14 protein-coding genes and 1 other RNA gene are annotated in these 20,431 nt (G+C 68.1%); 11 read left to right on the forward strand and 4 right to left on the reverse strand.

The features are described from left to right. Positions 1-30: 30 nt before the first annotated feature. Positions 31-3,783, forward strand: a complete 3,753-nt coding sequence (gene metH / locus ASF34_RS13335; RefSeq protein ID WP_056161598.1) for a methionine synthase — start codon at positions 31-33, stop codon at positions 3,781-3,783. Positions 3,784-3,991: 208 nt separating this feature from the next. Next, positions 3,992-4,426 carry a hypothetical protein gene (locus ASF34_RS13340; RefSeq protein WP_018045188.1) on the forward strand — a complete coding sequence of 145 codons (435 nt, stop codon included), beginning with the start codon at positions 3,992-3,994 and terminating at the stop codon, positions 4,424-4,426. Positions 4,427-4,431: 5 nt separating this feature from the next. Here the strand turns inward: ASF34_RS13340 and ASF34_RS13345 are convergent, their stop codons facing one another. Continuing rightward, positions 4,432-4,653 (reverse strand): hypothetical protein, encoded by a 222-nt coding sequence (locus ASF34_RS13345; RefSeq protein WP_018045187.1) that lies wholly within the window; start codon positions 4,651-4,653, stop codon positions 4,432-4,434. 257 nt (positions 4,654-4,910) lie between these two features. On the opposite strand from ASF34_RS13345, the gene fae reads away from it, so the two are divergent. Continuing rightward, positions 4,911-5,450, forward strand: coding sequence for a formaldehyde-activating enzyme (fae, locus tag ASF34_RS13350; protein ID WP_056161600.1), 540 nt, complete (start codon positions 4,911-4,913; stop codon positions 5,448-5,450). A 101-nt stretch (positions 5,451-5,551) separates the two neighbouring features. On the opposite strand, the gene ASF34_RS13355 is transcribed toward fae, so the two are convergent. Then, a complete protein-coding gene (locus tag ASF34_RS13355; RefSeq protein ID WP_056161601.1) occupies positions 5,552-7,957 on the reverse strand; it encodes a PAS domain-containing sensor histidine kinase in 2,406 nt (801 codons plus the stop codon). A gap of 191 nt (positions 7,958-8,148) precedes the next feature. Next, positions 8,149-10,791 (reverse strand): aminopeptidase N, encoded by a 2,643-nt coding sequence (gene pepN / locus ASF34_RS13360; protein ID WP_056161603.1) that lies wholly within the window; start codon positions 10,789-10,791, stop codon positions 8,149-8,151. 167 nt (positions 10,792-10,958) lie between these two features. Here pepN and ASF34_RS13365 point away from each other — a divergent pair, with 167 nt between their 5' ends. Next, a complete protein-coding gene (locus ASF34_RS13365) occupies positions 10,959-11,399 on the forward strand; it encodes a VOC family protein (protein WP_018045183.1) in 441 nt (146 codons plus the stop codon). A gap of 54 nt (positions 11,400-11,453) precedes the next feature. On the opposite strand, the gene ASF34_RS23140 is transcribed toward ASF34_RS13365, so the two are convergent. Beyond that, the gene (locus ASF34_RS23140; RefSeq protein WP_018045182.1) at positions 11,454-11,630 is read right to left on the reverse strand and encodes a hypothetical protein; all 177 of its coding nucleotides are present in this window, start codon (positions 11,628-11,630) and stop codon (positions 11,454-11,456) included. Between the two features lie 167 nt (positions 11,631-11,797). On the opposite strand from ASF34_RS23140, the gene rnpB reads away from it, so the two are divergent. The 7 genes from rnpB to mraY all read left to right on the forward strand — a co-directional run bounded on the left by rnpB (position 11,798) and on the right by mraY (position 20,385). Beyond that, positions 11,798-12,191: RNase P RNA component class A (gene rnpB / locus ASF34_RS15360), an RNA gene on the forward strand. Between the two features lie 418 nt (positions 12,192-12,609). Beyond that, the gene (rsmH, locus tag ASF34_RS13370; protein WP_018045181.1) at positions 12,610-13,677 is read left to right on the forward strand and encodes a 16S rRNA (cytosine(1402)-N(4))-methyltransferase RsmH; all 1,068 of its coding nucleotides are present in this window, start codon (positions 12,610-12,612) and stop codon (positions 13,675-13,677) included. Continuing rightward, on the forward strand, positions 13,674-14,150 hold the full coding sequence (gene ftsL, locus ASF34_RS13375) for a cell division protein FtsL (protein ID WP_018045180.1): 477 nt from the start codon (positions 13,674-13,676) through the stop codon (positions 14,148-14,150). Before rsmH ends, ftsL begins: the two co-directional genes overlap by 4 nt. A gap of 4 nt (positions 14,151-14,154) precedes the next feature. Then, positions 14,155-15,987, forward strand: a complete 1,833-nt coding sequence (locus ASF34_RS13380) for a peptidoglycan D,D-transpeptidase FtsI family protein (RefSeq protein WP_018045179.1) — start codon at positions 14,155-14,157, stop codon at positions 15,985-15,987. Next, positions 15,984-17,453, forward strand: a complete 1,470-nt coding sequence (locus ASF34_RS13385) for a UDP-N-acetylmuramoyl-L-alanyl-D-glutamate--2,6-diaminopimelate ligase (RefSeq protein ID WP_056161605.1) — start codon at positions 15,984-15,986, stop codon at positions 17,451-17,453. Before ASF34_RS13380 ends, ASF34_RS13385 begins: the two co-directional genes overlap by 4 nt. Before the next feature lie 259 nt (positions 17,454-17,712). Then, positions 17,713-19,176, forward strand: coding sequence for a UDP-N-acetylmuramoylalanyl-D-glutamyl-2,6-diaminopimelate--D-alanyl-D-alanine ligase (locus tag ASF34_RS13390; protein ID WP_056161607.1), 1,464 nt, complete (start codon positions 17,713-17,715; stop codon positions 19,174-19,176). A 126-nt stretch (positions 19,177-19,302) separates the two neighbouring features. Next, positions 19,303-20,385, forward strand: a complete 1,083-nt coding sequence (gene mraY, locus ASF34_RS13395; protein ID WP_018045176.1) for a phospho-N-acetylmuramoyl-pentapeptide-transferase — start codon at positions 19,303-19,305, stop codon at positions 20,383-20,385. The last annotated feature ends 46 nt before the right edge of the window (positions 20,386-20,431 follow it).

A 20,431-nucleotide genomic window follows, 5' to 3' on the forward strand; every position in this document is an offset into this window, starting at 1 on the left:
GGTGGGACTTCGCGTCTCCAAGGATACGACATGACAGACCTCCGCCCCGTTGACGGAAAAGAGATCGAAACCGCCCTGCGCCAGCGGGCAGCGGAGAAAATCCTCGTCCTCGATGGGGCGATGGGCACCGTGATCCAGCGCCTCGGCTACGGCGAGGCGGATTTTCGCGGGGGGCGCTTCCTCGATCACAGCCACGACCAGAAGGGCAACAACGACCTCCTGATCCTGACGCAGCCCGACGCGATCCGGCAGATCCACCTCGACTACTTCCTGGCCGGGGCCGACGTCTGCGAAACCAACACCTTCTCGGGCACCACCATCGCCCAGGCCGATTACGGCATGGAATCGATCGTCCACGAGCTGAACGCGGAAGGCGCGCGGCTCGCCCGCGAGGCCGCCGCTTTGGCCGAGAAGCAGGATGGGCGCCGCCGCTTCGTCGCCGGCGCCATCGGCCCGACGAACCGTACCCTGTCGATCTCGCCGGACGTGAACAATCCGGGCTACCGGGCGGTGACCTTCGATCAGGTGAAGACCGCCTACATGGAGCAGGTGCGCGGCCTGATCGATGGCGGCGCCGAGCTGATCCTGATCGAGACCATCTTCGACACGCTCAACGCAAAGGCGGCGGTGGCGGCGGCCTGGGCGGTGTTCGAGGAGACCGGCACCACCCTGCCGATCATGATCTCGGGCACCATCACAGATCTCTCAGGCCGTACCCTCTCGGGCCAGACCCCGGAAGCGTTCTGGAACGCGCTGCGCCATGCCAGCCCGCTCACCATCGGGTTGAACTGCGCGCTCGGCGCCAAGGAGATGCGCGCTCACATCTCCGAACTCTCGCGCATCGCCGACACCCTGGTCTGCGCCTATCCGAATGCGGGTCTTCCCAACGAGTTCGGCCTCTATGACGAGAGCCCCGAAGCCATGGGCCGGCTGGTGGGCGAGTTCGCCACCTCCGGCCTCGTCAACATGGTCGGCGGCTGCTGCGGCACCACGCCGGACCATATCCGCGCCATCGCGCAGGCCGTGGAGGGCGTGAAGCCCCGCGCGATCCCGGAGGTGCCCCGCCTGATGCGCCTGTCGGGCCTCGAGCCCTTCACGCTGACGAAGGAGATCCCCTTCGTGAATGTGGGCGAGCGCACCAACGTCACGGGCTCGGCGAAATTCCGCAAGCTCGTCACCGCCGGCGACTACGCGGCCGCTCTCGACGTAGCGCGCGATCAGGTGGCGGCGGGCGCCAGCATCATCGACATCAACATGGACGAGGGCCTGCTCGATTCCGAGAAGGCGATGGTCGAGTTCCTCAACCTCGTCGCCGCCGAGCCGGACATCGCCCGCGTGCCGGTGATGATCGATTCCTCGAAATTCCACGTCATCGAGGCCGGGCTCAAATGCGTCCAGGGCAAGGCCATCGTGAACTCGATCTCCATGAAGGAGGGCGTCGAGAAGTTCATCGCCGATGCCAAGGTCTGCCGCTCCTACGGCGCCGCCGTGGTGGTGATGGCCTTCGACGAGCAAGGCCAGGCCGACTCTTACGAGCGCAAGGTCGAGATCTGCACCAAGGCCTACAAGGTTCTGACCGAGGAGGTCGGCTTCCCGCCGGAAGACATCATCTTCGATCCGAACGTGTTTGCCGTCGCCACCGGCATCGAGGAGCATAACGGCTACGGCGTCGCCTTCATCGAGGCGACCAAGACCATCCGCGAGACCCTGCCCCATGCCCATATCTCGGGCGGCATCTCGAACCTGAGCTTCGCCTTCCGGGGCAACGAGCCGGTGCGCGAGGCGATGCATGCGGTGTTCCTGTACCATGCGATCCAGGTCGGCATGGATATGGGCATCGTGAATGCCGGCCAGCTCGCGATCTACGCCGAGCTTCCGGCCGAGTTGCGCGAGCTGTGCGAGGACGTCGTCCTCAACCGGCGCGAGGATTCCACCGACCGGCTGCTCGATGCGGCCGCGCGCTTCAAGTCGGGCGGCGGCGTGCAGGCCAAGACGGCCGATCTGTCCTGGCGCGAGGCTCCGGTGGAGAAGCGCATCGAGCACGCCCTGGTCAACGGCATCACCGAGTACATCCTCGTCGACACCGAGGAGGCGCGCCTCGGCGTCGAACGTCCGCTCCACGTCATCGAGGGCCCCCTGATGGCCGGCATGAACGTGGTCGGCGACCTGTTCGGCTCGGGCAAGATGTTCCTGCCGCAGGTGGTGAAGTCCGCCCGCGTGATGAAGCAGGCGGTGGCCTATCTCGAACCCTTCATGGAGGCGGAAAAACTCGCCAATGGCGGCGACGGCAAGCGCCAGGCCGCCGGCAAGATCCTGATGGCGACGGTGAAGGGCGATGTCCACGACATCGGCAAGAACATCGTCGGCGTCGTGCTCGCCTGCAACAATTACGAGATCATCGACCTCGGCGTGATGGTGCCGGCGGCCAAGATCCTCGACGTGGCCAAGCGCGAGAATGTCGACATCGTCGGCCTGTCGGGCCTCATCACGCCCTCGCTGGACGAGATGGTTCACGTCGCGGCCGAAATGGAGCGCGAGGGTTTTGACGTGCCGCTCCTCATCGGTGGCGCCACGACCAGCCGTGTCCACACCGCCGTGAAGATCCACCCGTCCTACAACCGTGGCCAGACCGTCTACGTGACGGATGCCAGCCGCGCCGTGGGTGTGGTCTCCAGCCTTCTATCCAAGGAGACGCGGGACACCACCATCGCCAACATCCGGGCCGAGTACCGCAAGGTCTCGGATGCCCATGCCCGCTCGGAACTCGACAAGCAGCGCCTGCCGCTGGCCAAAGCCCGCGCCAACCCGTTCAAGATCGACTGGTCGGGTTACCGTCCGACGAAGCCGAGCTTCACCGGCGTGCGGGTCTATTCCTCTTACGAGGTCGCCGACCTCGTGCCGTATATCGACTGGACGCCGTTCCTGCAGACCTACGAGTTCAAGGGCCGCTACCCGGCGATCTTCGAGGACCCGAACCAGGGTCCCGCCGCCAAGGCCCTGTTCGACGACGCACAGGAGATGCTGAAGCAGATCGTCGATGAGCGCTGGTTCAACCCGAAGGCGATCATCGGCTTCTGGCCGGCAAATTCGGTGGGCGACGACATCGCGCTCTATACCGGCGAGAGCCGCTCCGAAAAACTCGCGACCTTCCACGGCCTGCGCCAGCAGCTGTCGAAGCGCGACGGGCGCGCCAATACCTGCCTGTCCGACTTCGTGGCACCGACGGAGACGGGCATCGGCGATTACGTCGGCGGCTTCGTGGTCACGGCGGGGCTGGAGGAGGTGCGGATCGCGGAGCGGTTCGAGCGGGCCAACGACGATTACCGCTCGATCCTGGTCAAGGCGCTCGCCGACCGCATCGCCGAGGCGCTGGCCGAGCGCATGCACGAGCGGGTGCGCAAGGAGTTCTGGGGCTATGCCCCCGACGAGACCTTCGCCCCCGACGATCTCGTGCGCGAGGACTATGCCGGCATCCGCCCGGCGCCGGGCTATCCCTCCCAGCCCGACCACACCGAGAAGGTCACCCTGTTCGACCTGCTCAAGGCCGAGTCGCGCATCGGCGTGAAGCTCACCGAGAGCTATGCCATGTGGCCGGGCTCGTCGGTCTCGGGCCTCTACATCGCCCACCCGGACGCGCATTACTTCGGCGTCGCCAAGGTCGAGCGCGATCAGGTCGAGGATTACGCCCTGCGCAAGGGCATGGACCTTCGGGAGGTGGAGCGCTGGCTCGGGCCGATCCTCAACTACGACCCGGCCCGCTATCTTGCGGTGGCGGCGGAGTAAGAGTGCCTCATGTAACTCTCGATCACGGTCGGCTCTCGCTGCGAGCTCGACAGCGCAGCGGGAGTTTCGTGAGAGACACGAAGGCATGCGATTCGGTGGAATGGAGCGCGGGTGTGTCCTGGCGAGGCTTGACCGTCGGACCGCCCGCGCTTCAATGCGATCCCTTGATCGATGGCTTGATCGATGGCTTGAGCGGAGCGCGACCACGTTGAACCGGACCACCGGAATCCTGGCCGTCGCGGTCACTCTCGCTCTCGGAGTCTCGGGCTGCACCGGTTTCTCCTACCTGTCGAAGAACTACGCCAGCGTGGGCGTTCAGGTGGTGACCATCGGCTGCAAGGACCCGTATTCCGTCTACGACCAGCGCCGCGTGAACAAGATGCTCGTCGTCTCCGACGGAGTGCGGGAAATCACGGGCTGCGGCATCGACGAGCGTTACGACGGGCAGGGCGGCCCGGCGGAGACCCGTGCCAAGCGGTTGCGCGAGGCGGCGCGGGCCTTCCTCGACGAGACGGCCCGCGAGAATTGCAAGATCACCGGGGAAGCGATCTTCTCCGACCTGCAGACCGAGTTCTCCTACATCTGCAAGCCGACGCCGGAAGAGCGCGGCCTCAAGGTGCCCCGCCTCCCCGGTCGCGGTTGAACCAGTCAGTCCCCATTCGCTGAGGACGGACGCGGAAAAGTCCGCTCCGCCGCATCGCCCGAGGCCGCGAGCAGGGCACGGGCGAGGTCGCGCGCCTCCCGCCGGTCGAGGGCGAGAATGGCGGTGAAGGGCGTCCCGGACAGGTCCGCGAGGCCGAGTTCGAGCCGCACACCGTCCGGCAATGCGGCGACGGCGAGACTCCAGTCCCGTTCCTGCTGCCCGTTCATGTGCCCCACTCCCGTTCGGCTCGCGGCATCGGCCCGAGGATGGGCGGCGATCCATCGGACCACGCCGATGTCGCGATGCCGGAAACCGCGCATGGAATGACCGATTGTGGCGCGCAGGGCCAGAGGGGAAGCGCCGCCCGCGAAACTCTCTCGGACGCGGGCGATTGACGGGCGGCGGCGGAACGGTGTTTCTCCGCCCGCGAAACGGCCGGATCGCCGGCCCGGCAGCCAATGCCCAGGAACAAGGAAACGCCCACATGTCCGAGATCTGGTTCCGCACCGGAGAGGCCACCGTCCTCGCCGCCGATGGCCAGTACACCGACGCGATGCCGGAGGTGCTGATCGGCTCCACCCGCGGTCCGGTGGGCCAGGCCTTCGCCGGCATGATGGGGCAGGTCCAGGGCCACACCCGCATGTTCGTGGTGCGCGACCTGAACCAGCTCGTGCGCCCCTCCACGATGATGACCACCAAGGCGACGATCCACACGGCGGAATACGTCAACCTCCTCGGTGGTGTGGTTCAGGCCGCCACGGGCGACGCCATCGTCGATTGCGTGATCGAGGGCATCCTGCCGAAGGACGGGCTCGACGAGCTGTGCATGATCATCATGATCTGGCTCGATCCGCGCTGCGCCGAGGACGCCAATCTCGACCAGAAGGACCTCTACCGCACCAATTACGAGGCGACGAAGCTCGCCGTCGCCCGCGCCATCAAGGGCGAGCCGACCATCGACGAGCTCATCGCCAACCGCAAGACGGTGAAGCACTACGCGCTCGAGGACATCGTCGAGTACTGAAAGTCCGGAGAACCCGCGGGCGGAGGGATGCGCGGGCGTTCCTCCACCCGCCGACCATCCCCATCCGGAAAAAGCGGCCGTCAGGGCGGGGATCGCCGCCCTCAGGCCGATACGGGTGCCATGGCCCGTGGCTGCATCCCGGCCGTTCCGGCGCCGCCACGGGGCCGCGCGCCCGACACCTCGCGTAAGGAGTCCACCGTCTCGTCGGAGCTCGCGGCGACGAGATCGCGCCGCCGTTCCGCCGTCGGGATCGGCATGCGCACCATGATGATGGTGCCGAGGCCCTCCTCCGAACGGATGCGCAGCGAACCGCCATGCAGCTCCGCCATGGAGCGGGCGATGGCGAGACCCAGCCCGGACCCTTTATGCGTGCGCGTGAGATTCGTCTCCACCTGCTGGAAGGGCGAGCCGAGGCGGCGCAGCGCCGCCTTCGGGATGCCGATCCCATTGTCCTCGATGAAGATGTTGACGAGATCGCCGGAGGGACGCGCCTTGACGACGATGCGCCCGTCTCCCCCGGGGGTGAATTTCACCGCGTTCTGGATGAGGTTCAGGAGGATCTGGTGCAGGGCGCGGCCGTCGGCCAGCAGGGTCAGATCGGTGGCGACGTCGACGCCGATGGTCAGCGACTTCGCCTTGGCCGCCTCGGCCACCAGCTTCAGCGCATTCTGGACCGCGCTGTCGAGGGAGACTTCCTGCAGGGCCAAGCGGACGCGGTGCGATTCGATGCGCGACATGTTGAGGATGTCGTCGATGACCGAGAGCAGGTAGTCGCCGCTGGAGCGGATGTCGCGGCAATACTCGGTGTAGCGCGGGGAGCCGAGCGTCCCGTAGACCCCGCTCTCCATCAACTCCGCGAAGCCCATGATGGCGTTGAGCGGCGTGCGCAACTCGTGGCTCATGGTGGCGAGGAATTCGGACTTCGTTTGGTTGGCGGTCTCGGCCTGGGCCTTCTGGTCGAGGTAGCGCTCGGCGAGGTCCGCGAGCTGCTGCGTCTGGAGTTCCAGGGTCCGGCGCGAGCGCTTGAGATCCTTGACCGTCTCGATCAGTTCGCGCTCCGAGGCGACGAGCTGCTCCTGCTGGCGCTTGAGGTTGGTGATGTCGGTGCCGACCGAGACGTACCCGCCGTCCTTGGTCCGCCGCTCGCTGATCTGGAGCCAGCGACCGTCGGTGAGCTCCGCCTCGAAGGTGCGGGCCGTGGCCGACGAGGCCTCGATCTCGCGCAATTCGCGGCGCACCGGCGGCAGGACGCCCCGGCCCATGATCTCGTGGTAGCGCTTGCCCGGAATCGCGTCGTCCGGGCTCAGGGCATGGAGGTGGCGGAACTTCGAATTGCACAGGACGAGGCGGTTGCTCGTGTCCCACAGGACGAAGGCTTCGGAGATCGCCTCCACCGCGTCGCGCAGGCGCATGTCGGCGGTGGCGTTGGATTCGGCGAGCTGGCGCTGCTCGGTGACGTCGAGGGCGATGCCGACGAGGTGACGGCCGCCATCGACCTGATCGGGGACGATCTCGGCGCGGGTGCGCAGCCAGATCCAGCCGCCATTGGCGCTGCGCATGCGGAACTCGTGATCGACGGTGGATTGGCTCGCGGCCAGCTGTCGGGCCAGGGCGTAGAGGTCGCCGTCATCGGGATGGACCAGGGCGTTCACGTCCCCGAAGGACAGGAACTCCCGCTCCCGGCGGTAGCCGAGCAGGGCGTACATCGAATCCGACCAGTAGATCCGGCCGCGCGGGATATCCCAGTCCCACAATCCGCAGCGACCGCGGCCGAGCGCCGTGTCCAGCCGCTGCTTGATCTGCTCGCAGAGCCTGTCCACCGCGTAGGCGCGCTGGGTCTGGAGCGCGTAGGCGATCCCGATCCCGATGATGACGAGGGCGGCGGCGCCGTAGAGAACCACCTGATGCCGCATCCGCATGGTCCAGGCGTCGAGGACCGGCGCGATGGGCTGGATCACGGCGATCTGGCCGCGGCCCTTGGGAAGCGTCCGCAAGGCCGCGAAGGCCTGCTCGCCGTTGGCGAGGGTGAGGGCCATCACGCCGGCGCGCTCGCCCAGCGTGCTGAGCGCCTGCATCTCGCCGAGGCGGTCCGTGAGGGTCCCGCTCAGATCCGTCAGTGCCGGATGGGCGCCGAGGATGGTCTCGGATGCCGAGGTCACGAGGATCTGACGTCCGGCCGGCATCAGGGACGCGGGAACGAGCGTCTCCAGGCGCGACCGGATCGCGGGGGAGGTCGCCTCCACATCCGCCAGGGCGCCGGTGACGAGACGCGTGAACGTCTCGATGTCGGTGACCGTATCGCGCAGGATCTCGCTGCGCTCGCCGCGCAGCTGAAGCGCCGCGCCCGCCGCGAGGCAGACGAGAAACGTGGCCAGAAAGGCGGGCACCGCATAGCGGAGCCAGATCTCGGCACGGACGAACCGGGTATGGGCCGCAGTCTGAGGGCGGTGAATACCAAGAATCGTATCCGCACGTGCGGAGAGGGAAGCGGAATCCGCCTCCAGCATGACAAGCCCCCGCAGCTGTGGATGAGTCGTTCCTCGGCGTGGAGTGAGTCACGCTTCGAATCGTATCCAATTCAGCATTTCCACAGGCAACTTGTCCACGAAATTCTTGGGCGAGCGCTTGACTCTCGGCTCGGTGTGACAATCGGATTCGAAGAATCGATAGTTCGAATTTGACCTTATTTTAGAAAGCGTTAACCATTCTCGAGTGTCCGGCCGAGGATATCGGCCACGTCACGCGAAAGCCCCCCGGCGGAGGCGAATTCGCCAAGCGTGACCGTAGCTTGAGTCCGCCGTCCGGATTCCAACATTTTCCACGAACCGAACGCGGTGAGGAGCCGCGCGGCGAGCTGTGGATTCGTCCCGTCGATGGTCCGGATCGCGTCCGCCATCAATCTGAAGCCCGCTCCGTCGGGTCGGGCGAACTGGGTCGGGTTCGCCATGGCGAAGGTCCCGAGAAGCGCGCGTACCCGGTTCGGGTTGGTGATGGCGAAAGCCGGATGGCCCTGAAGCGCCGCGACGCGGGCGATGGTGCCATCCTCCGGGATCATCGCCTGAAGGGCGAACCATTTGTCGAGGACCAGCGGCTCGTCGGCATAACGGACGCCGAAGGCATGGAGGGCCGCCTCCCTCGCTTCGCCGGGGATCGCGGCCAGGGTCGAGAGGGCCGCCAGCCGGTCGGTCATGGTGGCGGCCTCGGCGAATTGAGTGGCGGCGAGTTCGCCGCCTCGGGCCTCGTCCGCCGCGGCGATGAGGTCGAGGGCGGCGTTGCGCAGGGCCCTGCGCCCGGCCGAGGCCGCATCGGGGCTGAAGGCCGCGCCCGTCGCGTCGGTCATGGCGGCGTGGAGGGAGTCCAGTCGTCGTCCGAGACCCTGCCCGATCTGGCGCCGCAGGGTCCGCCGGGCGCGGTGAATCGCATCGGGATCGACGTCGCCGCCGATTTCGTTGGCGACGTCGCCCTCGCTCGGCAGGCCGAGGACAAGGGCGGCGAAAGCCGGATCGCTCAGGGCTTCGGCATCGAGGAAGGTGGCGAGAGCCTCGACGAAGGCCCGTGCGTCCGGTCCCGCATCCTCCGCCGGCGGGGCATCGGCCCTCGTCCGTTCGACGATCAGGCGCATGGCGACGCTCTGGGCCGCCTGCCAGCGGTTGAACGCGTCGGTGTCGCGGGCGAGCAGTCTCAGGCGGTCGGCATCGCTCGATGCCATCTCGATCCGGACCGGGGCGGAGAAGCCCCGCAACAGGGAGGGCACCGGCCTCTCGTCGACCCCTGAGAACACGATCTCGTCGCAGGCGCGGTCGAGGACGAACACACCCTCGCTCACGCGCTCGCAGGAGGCGGCGATGGGGCCACCCTCGCCGACGAGGCCGAGGGCGATGGGGATGACGAGGGGCGGGCTGTCCTCGGCGCCGGCCAAAAGCTGGCGGAAGCGCAGGCGATAGGTCCGCGCCGCGGCGTCGTAATCCCCCTCGACGCTCACCACCGGCGTTCCGGGCCGCTCGTACCACCGCGCGAAATCCGACAGGTCGCGCCCGGTCTCGGCACTGAACGCGGCGAGGAAATCCTCCACCGTGGCGGCCCGCCCGTCATTGTCGGCGAAGTAGCGGTCCATCCCGGCCCGGAAGGCGGCGGCGCCGATCAGGCTACGCAGCATGCGCACGATCTCCGCGCCCTTCTCGTAGACGGTGGCGGTGTAGAAGTTGTTGATCTCGGCATAGGCTCGGGGCCGGACCGGATGGGCCAGCGGCCCGGCATCCTCCGGGAACTGGCGGGCACGCAGCGTCCTGACCTCACCGATGCGATGGACCGCGCGCGAGCGCATGTCCGACGAAAATTCCTGGTCGCGGAAGACCGTGAGGCCCTCCTTCAGGCAGAGCTGGAACCAGTCGCGGCAGGTGACGCGGTTGCCCGACCAATTGTGGAAATACTCATGGGCGATGATCCGCTCGATCGCCGCGTAATCGGCATCGGTGGCGGTGTCGGGCGAGGCGAGGACGTATTTGTCGTTGAAGATGTTGAGGCCCTTGTTCTCCATGGCGCCCATGTTGAAATCGGACACCGCCACGACGTTGAAGACGTCGAGATCGTAGGCGCGGCCGAACGCCTCCTCGTCCCAGGTCATGGAGCGGGCGATGGCGTCGAGGGCATAGGAGGCCCGGTCCGACTTGCCCGGCTCCACGTAGACGGCGAGGGAAACGGGGCGGCCCTCCATCGTGGTGAACTCAGCGGACACCCGGTCGAGGCGGCCGCCGACGAGGGCGAAGAGATAGGCGGGCTTCGGGTGCGGATCGTGCCAGATGGCATAATGCCGGCCCGGGCCGGCGGGCCCGGCTTCCGTCAGGTTGCCGTTGCCGAGAAGGACCGGCGCTTCGTCGGCATCGGCTTCGATCCGGGTCGTATAGACCGACATCACGTCGGGCCGGTCGAGGAAGTAGGTGATCCGGCGGAAGCCGTCGGCCTCGCACTGGGTGCAGTAGACGCCGCTCGACCGGTAGAGGCCCATGAGCTTGGTGTTGGCGGTCGGGTCGACCCGCGTCTCGATCGCCAGCGTGAAGGGCTGTCGCGGCGGCTCATGCACCGTCAGCGCCGAGGCCGTGGCGGAATAGGCCGCCGGATCGAGGATTTCGCCGTCGAGCGACAGCCGCGTCAGCGTGAGATCGTCACCGTCCAGCACCAGGGGCGCGTCGGAGCGTCCGTCCGGGTTCGGGCGCAGGGCCAGGGTCGCGACGATCCTGGTCTCGCGGGGATGGAGCCGGACGTCGAGTTCCACCGTGTCGATGAGGTGGTCGCTCGGCCGGTAATCTTCGAGACGGATCAGGGTCGGGCTTTCGGTACGCATGCGGTCGGTCCTGATCGGGAGCGAGGATTGAGAACGGCTCCGTGTCGCCGGTCCGCCCGGCTTCCACCCTCGGGGCGTGAGGGGGCGGGAGCGTCGGGGGCATCGCGGCGTTGACGTCCGGCATAGCCGGGCCACATAGGCGGCATCAACCGGAGACGACCCAGCTCATGGAATACCTGCACACGATGGTCCGCGTGGCGGATCTCGACAAGGCGCTCGCTTTCTACGTGGATACGTTCGGCCTGCGCGAGACCCGCCGCGTGGAGAACGAGAAGGGCCGCTTCACCCTCGTCTTCCTCGCGGCCCCCGGCGATTACGACACGGCCCTGGAGACGAAGGCGCCCCAGGTGGAGCTCACCTACAACTGGGATCCGGAGACCTATTCCGGCGGGCGCAATTTCGGTCACCTCGCCTATCAGGTGGACGACATCTACGCCTTCTGCGCGCGCCTGCAGGACAAGGGCGTGACCATCAACCGGCCGCCGCGCGACGGCTACATGGCGTTCGTGAAGTCGCCGGACGGGATCTCCATCGAGATCCTGCAGAAGGGCGAGGCGAAGGCCCCGCAGGAGCCTTGGGCCTCCATGGAGAATACCGGCTCCTGGTAGGACGGCGCAATCGCGGGGCGCGTCATAGCGCGCCCCGCGCACCGGGTCATGAACCTATGCGCCGCCCAATTCATTGGCCGGCGTGATGCCGAGTTCGGCGAGCTTGGCGGAGACGGCTTCGATCGGCCGCTTGAGCTTCAGGCTGATGATGGAGACCGGCACGCGCTCGCGCGCCAGCGTCCGGAGTTCGGATACGTTTTCGAGCGTCCAGGCCGAATCGCTCGTTGCCATGGTCACCTCCTCACGTTGGCGGGCCGCCGCGACGGGCGTGGCCCATCGGGTGAGCTAGGGCCGCCTGGATCGTCGAGCAAGCCGCCGAACAAAATCCCGCCATGGCGCCCGGATGGTCATCCGGCTCCTTGACCTCGGGCGCGATGGCGGCGCACATCCGCGCCGGATCAGTCGGCCGGGCGGCCGCTCCGGTGCGAACCGGGGAGGAAAGTCCGGGCTCCATGGAGAGACGGTGCCGGATAACGTCCGGCGGGGGCGACCCCAGGGACAGTGCCACAGAGAGCAGACCGCCCTGCTTCATGCAGGGTAAGGGTGAAAGGGTGCGGTAAGAGCGCACCGCGGACGCGGCAACGCGGACGGCACGGCAAACCCCACCGGGAGCAAAACCGAATAGGGGCGACACGCTCGGTCCGACAGGACGGGGCAAGCCCTCTCTCCAGGCTCGTCGCCCGGGTTGGTTGCTCGAGGCGTTCGGTAACGATCGTCCCAGAGGAATGGCCGCCACGTCCGGGAGTTCGCTCCCGGGCCCTACAGAACCCGGCTTAAAGGCCGGCTGATCCGCTTCCCGCCGGCACCCGGCGAGCGTCGTTCCACGCATCGAATAGGCTGCATAAAACCGACGAAACTTACCGTCGGTTAACCTTGCTGAGGTCTGATCGGTCTCGACGGAGCCCATGCGGGTCCGCGCGTTGACGGTGCTCAGAGGCTCATGTTACCCGGAATCACTTCGTCAGCGGCGATTTTGGGAACGGCGGACGCACAGGGCGCTCGTCTGGGGCGAAGTGCGGGCCGCGTCCGCGACGTCCCGTCTTCCTTTGCCGTTCCGTCTCTTCCGGCCGCCTCGGAGCGGTCGATGCCCGCCGCAGGGACGCATGCGTCACATCCTTTCTTCCGTCGCCGTCCGGCGTCCTCGACCCGTTCCGCTTCGGCGCGCTTCGCCCCGGTCCGTCTCGCACGTCGCCATCGACCGGTTCGCGGCATGACGGTCCTTCATGACGGCGCCCCCGACGGCCCGGCGGCGACCCCGCCCCACATTCCCGTGCTGCTCGCGGAGGTGGTGGCCTCGCTCGGGCTGACCGGCGCGTCCCTGGCCGTCGACGGCACCTTCGGTGCGGGCGGCTACACCCGTGCGATGCTGCAGGCCGATCCGGGCGTTCGCGTGCTGGCCATCGACCGCGATCCCAACGCCATCGCCGGCGGCGCGGCCCTCGTGGCCGCCTCCGAAGGGCGCCTGACCCTGGTGCCGGGCCGGTTCGGCACGCTCGACGCCCTCGTCCGGGACCAGGGTACTGAGACGGCTGACGCCGTCGTCCTCGATATCGGCGTCTCCTCGATGCAGATCGACCAGGCCGACCGCGGCTTCTCGTTCCGCAACGACGGCCCCCTCGACATGCGCATGGAGCGCGCCGGCCAGAGCGCCGCCGACCTCGTCAACGGCGCCGAGGAGGCGACGCTGGCCGACATCATCTACCATTACGGCGAGGAGCGCCGCTCGCGGGCCGTGGCCCGGGCCATCATCGAGGCGCGGCGGAAAGGCCCGATCGAGACCACGGCGGCGCTGGCCGAGGTCGTGTCGAGCGTGGTCTGGGCGGACCCCGCCAGCGGCATCCATCCGGCGACGCGGACCTTCCAGGGGCTGCGCATCGCCGTGAACGACGAACTCGGCGAACTCGTCCAGGCGCTTCATGCCGCCGAGCGGATCCTCCGGCCGGGCGGGCGCCTCGCCGTGGTGACCTTCCATTCGCTGGAAGACCGCATCGTCAAGCAGTTCTTCTCCGCGCGCAGCGGCCGGGCGGCCCAGGCCTCCCGCCACCTGCCGAGCGCCGATGCGCCGACCCCGCGCAGCTTCACCATGGTGACGAAGGGGCCGGTGACGGCGTCGGATTCCGAGATCCATGCCAACCCGCGCTCGCGCTCGGCCAAGCTCCGGGCCGCCGAGCGCACCATGGCGCCCGTCGCGCCGCCGCTGGCCGCCATCGAAGCGCTGGCGGCCCTTCCCGCCCAGCGCGGTCACCTCGTCTCGAAGAGCGGTGGAGTGCGTCGGTGATCCGTCTGCTGAACGTCCTCGCCATCCTCGGCCTGATCGGCTCGGCGATCTACGCCTACTCGATCAAGTACGACACGCTGTACCAGGCCGGTCAGGTCTCGAAGGCCAAGAGCCAGCTCCACAAGGAGCGGCAGGCCATCGCGGTGCTGCGGGCCGAGTGGCAGCTCCTGACCCGCCCCGACCGCCTGCAGGCGGCGGTGGAGCGCCATCTCGCCCTGGAGCCCATCGGCGTGAACCATCTCGGACGCCTCTCCGACCTGCCGATGCGTCCCGACCGCGGCGACGAGATCGGCCGCCTGCTGGCCGCCACCGCGACGCCCAAGGAGAAGTCGGCGGCGAAGTCCTCCGACGAGCCGAGGACGACCGGTTCGATCACCACGCGCACCACGACCACCAAGCCGACGACCACCGCGTCGGCGACCAAGACGACCACCGTCCAAACCACCAGAACGCCCAATACGGTTTCGAGGTAGTCCCGTGTCAGACGAGACCGTTCACGATCACGCGCCCCACACCGCCGAAGAGGCCGGGGACGCCCACCACCCCGAGAGCGCTCCGCAGCCGGCGCCAGCCGCGCGTCCGACCTGGACGGTGATGGGCGTGGTGCGGGCGATGTTCCATCTGGCCATCGAGCGGTCCTATGCCCGCGTCGGCCTCGTCGGTCTCGGCTTCGCGGTGGTGTTCCTCACCATCGCCGGCCGGCTCGTGGCGATGGCGGCCTTCCCCCAGGCCGATAACGGCGACAACCGCGTCGCCGCCGCGGCCACCACCGCGATCCGGCCCGACATCGTCGACCGCAACGGCGAGATCCTCGCCACCGACATCCGCACCGTCTCGGTCTTCGCCGAGCCGAAGAACATCTACGACAAGGACGAGGCGGTGGAGCTCCTCACCGCCGTCCTGCCCGAGCTCAACGCCACCGACCTGCGCGCCAAGCTCTCGACGAAGAAGGGCTTCGTCTGGGTCAAGCGCGAGATCACCCCGAAGCAGCAACTCGAAGTGCATCGCCTCGGCATTCCGGGCGTCGGCTTCCTGCCGGACCACAAGCGCGTCTACCCCAACGGCACGGCGGCGGCCCATATCCTGGGCGTGACCAACCTCGACAATATCGGCATCGCCGGCATCGAGAAGTACATCGACAATACCGGCCTGAAGGACCTCAACAGCCTCGGCTTCGTCGCCAAATCCACCGACCTCCGGCCGGTCCAGCTTTCCATCGACCTGCGGGCGCAATTCGCCCTGCGCGACGAGCTCGCCTGGGGCCTCGACCACTTCAAGGCCAAGGCCGCGGCGGGCATGATCCTCGACGTGACCACCGGCGAGGTGATCGCGCTCGCCTCCCTGCCGGATTTCGACCCGAACAACCCGGCCGAGGCGAACAATCCCGACCGGATCAACCGGATGAATGTCGGCGTCTACGAGATGGGCTCGACCTTCAAGGCGATGACGCTGGCCATGGCGCTCGATTCCGGCAAGTACAACGTCAATTCCACCTTCGACACCCGCGGCGGCGTGCTCACCTGGGGCCGGCAGAAGATCCACGAATATCACGGCACCAACCGCACCATCACCATGCCGGAGGTGTTCACCCACTCCTCCAACATCGGCTCGGCCAAGATGGCGCTCGGCATCGGCGTGCCCGGCCACAAGGCCTTCCTGAAGAAGATGGGCCTCACCGACCGGATGCGGACGGAACTGCCCGAGAGCGCGGAGCCCATCGTTCCCTCGCGCTGGACCGAGATCAACACCATCACCATCGCCTTCGGACACGGCCTTGCGGTCGCCCCCCTCCAGGCGGCGGCGGCGGTGGGCGCCATCACCAACGGCGGCAACCTCATCGTGCCGACCTTCCTCAAGACCACCGAGGCCGAGGCGCTGAAGAAGGCGACCCGCGTGCTCAAGCCCGAGACCAGCGAGGCGATGCGCTTCATCATGCGCCTCAACGCGGTGGAGGGCTCGGCCAAGAAGGCCTCGATCCCGCTCTACTACGTGGGCGGCAAGACCGGCACCGCCGAGAAGGTGATCCACGGCCGCTACGTGAAGAACCGCCTGTTCACGACCTTCATGGCCGCCGCGCCCATGAACAACCCGAAATACCTGTTCGTCACCATCATGGACGAGCCGCAGGGCCTGCCGGAATCCGGCGGCTACGCCACCGCTGCCTGGAACTCGGGCGTCGTCACCGGGCGGGTGATCGAGCGCGTCGCCCCGATCATCGGTCTGCCGCCGCAATTCGATCCGCCGGTGAAGCCGTTCCCCCTCATGGTGAAGCTCGGCGCGTATCACGCGACGATGCTCGACGGGCGATGAGCGGCATGACCCTCGGCGAATTGTTTCCCGAGGCCGACCTTGGTGCTGCGGCGGGAAACGCCGCGCATGACATCACCGCCGATAGCCGCCGGGTCGTTCCCGGCGGCGTCTTCGTGGCGGTGCCGGGAACGCGGGTGGACGGCAAGGTCTTCGCGGCCAAGGCCTTCGCGGATGGCGCCGTCGCCATCCTGGGGGAGGGCGATCGGCCCGCCGACCTGCCGGCAGAGGCTCTCTGGATCGCCGTTCCCGACGTGCGACGGGCCCTGGCGCTCGCCGCCGCGCGCTTCTCCGGCCGCCAGCCGCAGACCGTGATCGCGGTCACCGGGACCAGCGGCAAGAGTTCGGTGGCCGATTTCGTCCGTCAGATCCTGTCGCGTATGGGATTCGCTTCGGCGAGCCTCGGCACGGTCGGCATCGTCACCGATCGCGGCGCGCAATACGGCTCGCTGACCACGCCCGATCCGGTCTCGCTGCACGAGACCCTGGCGCGGCTGGCGGATGACGGCATCACCCATCTCGCCATGGAGGCGTCGTCCCACGGGATCGAGCAGCGCCGCCTCGACGGCGTGACGCTCACTGTGGCCGGTTTCACCAATCTCGGCCGCGACCACCTCGATTATCACGCCACCATCGAGGAGTATCTCCAGGCCAAGCTGCGGCTGTTCACGACGCTCCTGCCGGACGGCCGGCCCGTGATCGTCAATGCCGATGGTCCCTACGCCGACCGGGTCATCGAGGCCGCGCGCGCTGCCGGGCACGATGTCCTGACGACCGGCATGAAGGGCGATGCCATCCGCCTCGTCGACGCCCGGACCGAAGGCTTCGCCCAAGTCCTGACGATCCGGCTCGGAGACGAGCCGGGGACGCACCGGGTCGACCTGCCCCTCGTCGGCGCCTTCCAGGTGGAGAACGCGCTCCTCGCCGCCGGCCTCGTCGGCGCCGCCATCGGACGCGACCGCATGGCGGACATTCTCGCCACCCTCGAACACCTCACCGGCGTGCCCGGCCGCATGGAGCGGATCGGCGAGGTCAACGGCGCCCTCTGCCTCGTGGATTACGCTCACAAGCCCGAAGCCCTGGAGAGCGTGCTCGACGCGCTCCGCCCCTTCGCGACAGGTCGCCTGACCTGCGTCTTCGGCTGTGGCGGCGACCGCGACACCGGCAAGCGCCCGCTCATGGGCGCCATCGCGGCACGCAAAGCCGACCTCGTCATCGTCACCGACGACAATCCGCGCAGCGAGGATCCGGCCTCGATCCGCGCCGCCATCCTCGCCGCCTCTCCCGGCGCCATCGAGATCGGCGACCGGGCCGAGGCGATCCGCACCGCCATGCGCGGGCTCCGGCCCGGCGACGTGCTGGTGGTGGCCGGCAAGGGTCATGAAACCGGCCAGATCGTGGGCGCACAGGTGCTCCCGTTCTCGGATCACGAGGTGATCCGGTCTGCGATCGCGGAGGTGGGGGCGTGAAACGGTCGTCGGTCGATCCGATGCGAAGGGTGTGCGTCCCCCTCTCCCCGCAGGCGGGGAGAGGGCTTCCTGCACCTCGCCGTGCAGGAAGCGAGCGGAGCGACGGTGAGGGGGGATCTCCGGAGGAGACTCGTCCGTCGTCGCCCCCTCACCATCGGCTGCCGCCTCGCCGTGCTCCCCGACAGGGTGGAGACACGGCCCTCTCCCCGCAGGCGGGGAGAGGGGATGCGTCCGACCGTTCATTACGAGTGACTCGCCGATGACGACGCCCCTCTGGACCCCCGAGGCCCTGGAAGCCGCCACCGGCGGCAGCCTGCTCGGCAATCCGAAGCCGATCACCGGTGCCTCCATCGACACGCGGACGCTGCAGCCGGGCGACCTGTTCTTCGCCATTCGCGGCGAGGCGCGGGACGGCCATGATTTCGTTCGCGATGCCCTGGCGCGCGGTGCCGGAGCGGCCGTGGTCGCCGCCGACCGGGCCGAGGAATTCGCCGGGGCGGGCGGCGTCCTTGCCGTGTCGGGAGCGGGCGAGGATCCGATCCTCGAGGCCATGCGTGCCCTCGGTGCGGCCTCGCGCCGGCGCACGGATGCCGGCATCGTCGCCGTCACCGGCTCCGTCGGCAAGACCGGCACGAAGGAGGCCCTGCTCCACGTCCTGTCCGCGCAGGGGCGGACCCATGCGTCCATCGCCTCCTACAACAACCATTGGGGCGTGCCGCTGACCCTGGCGCGGATGCCCGCCGACAGCGATTACGGCGTGTTCGAGATCGGCATGAACCACGCGCGCGAGATCGTGCCGCTGACGGCCATGGTCCGGCCGGACATCGCGCTGATCACCACCGTCGAGCCGGTGCATATCGAGCATTTCGCCTCGCTCTCGGCCATCGCCGATGCCAAGGGCGAGATCTTCTCCGGCCTGAGCGCCGGCGGGACCGCGATCATCAACCGCGACAACCCGAACTTTTCGCGCCTGCTCGCCCATGCCCATGCCTCGCAGGCGGGGCGGGTCGTCACGTTCGGCGAGCACGAGGAGGCCGATGTCCGCGCCCTTCGCATCGTCATGCGGCCCGATCTCTCCGTGGTGGACGCATCGGTGATGGGTATCCCCGTGACGTACCAGCTCGGAACGCCCGGCCGGCACACGGCGATGAACTCGCTGGGCGTCATGGCGGTGGTCCATGCCCTGGGCGCCGACCTGGCGCGAGCCGCCCTGTCCCTGGCCGCGTTGAAGCCCCCTGTCGGGCGCGGCGAGCGCACGGCGCTCAAGCTCAAGGACGGCGAGGCCTTCCTGGTGGACGAAAGCTACAACGCCAACCCGGCCTCGGTGCGCGCGGCCCTGGCCACCCTGTCCGGCATCGAGACCGGATCGCGCGGGCGCCGCATCGCGGTCCTCGGCGACATGCTGGAGCTCGGAGCGGCGGCGGAAGAGCACCATCGCTCCCTCGCCTCGGCCGTGGAAGAGGCCGGGATCGATCTCGTCTTCACCGCCGGCCCGATGATGCGCCACCTGTTCGAGGCGCTGCCGGTGAGCCGGCGCGGCGTCTCGGCCGGAGCGTCGTCGGATCTCGTCGATCCGCTCCTGGGTGCCCTGCGCGCCGGAGACGCCGTGATGGTCAAGGGATCGAACAGCATCCGCATGGGCCGCATTGTCGAAGCCCTCAAAGCCCGCTACGCGGGCGCCGTGGACCGCGCCGAGTCGGCGCAGGCCGCGATCCGCCAATAGACCTCCGTGTCAGGCCCGGCTCGCCGGGAGAGCCCGCGAGCCGGGCGGCATGGCGGGGATGGAAAGGCGCGCGGCCTCCTCCAACCCCGACGATCCATTCCCAGACAAACCGCGACCGGGTGTCGGATGCTGTATCTCCTGTCGGACCTGAGCGGCACGCTCTCGCCCCTCAACGTCTTCCGCTACATCACCTTCCGTACCGGCGGCGCGCTGTTCACGGCGGGCTTGTTCGTGTTCTGGTTCGGGCCGCTCATCATCTCGCTGCTGCGCCTGCGCCAGGGCAAGGGGCAGCCGATCCGCGAGGACGGGCCTCAGACCCACCTGACCAAGCGCGGCACGCCGACCATGGGCGGGCTCATGATCCTGGCCGGCGCCATCGTGGCGATCCTGCTCTGGGCCAATCCGCGCAATCACTTCGTCTGGGTGACGCTGGCCGTGACCCTCGGATTCGGCGCCATCGGCTTCTACGACGACTACCTCAAGGTGACGAAACAGTCGCATAAGGGGTTCTCGGGCAAGTTCCGGCTGCTGCTCGAAGCCTCCATCGCCATCTCGGCCTGCACCCTGATCTCGTATTATTCGGCGCCCGCGCTCCAGAACCAGCTCGCCTTCCCGGTCTTCAAGGATGCGCTCCTCAACCTCGGCTGGTTCTACGTCCTGTTCGCCGGCTTCGTCATCGTCGGCGCCGGCAACGCGGTGAACATCACGGACGGCCTCGACGGCCTCGCCATCGTGCCGGTGATGATCGCCTGCGGCACGTTCGGGGTCATCGCCTATCTCGTCGGCAACGTCTTCACCGCCAACTACCTCCAGGTGAATTACGTCCGCGACACCGGCGAACTCGCCGTCGTCTGCGGCGCGGTGATCGGCGCCGGGCTCGGCTTTCTATGGTTCAACGCCCCGCCGGCGCAGATCTTCATGGGCGATACCGGGTCGCTCGCCCTCGGTGGCCTCCTCGGCACCGTGGCTGTCGCCACGAAGCACGAGATCGTGCTGGCCATCGTCGGCGGCCTGTTCGTCCTGGAGATCATGTCGGTGATCATCCAGGTCGCCTCGTTCAAGCTCACCGGCAAGCGCGTCTTCCGCATGGCGCCGATCCACCACCATTTCGAACAGAAGGGCTGGAAGGAGCCGCAGGTCGTGATCCGGTTCTGGATCATCGCCGTGATCCTGGCGCTGGCCGGCCTCGCGACGCTGAAGCTGCGCTGAGCGTCGTATGATGGTCCGCCACAACCGGTCTCCTCCCGCCGATCAC

The sequence above is a fragment of the Methylobacterium sp. Leaf106 genome (assembly GCF_001422895.1).
GTDB classification, from domain to species: domain Bacteria; phylum Pseudomonadota; class Alphaproteobacteria; order Rhizobiales; family Beijerinckiaceae; genus Methylobacterium; species Methylobacterium bullatum.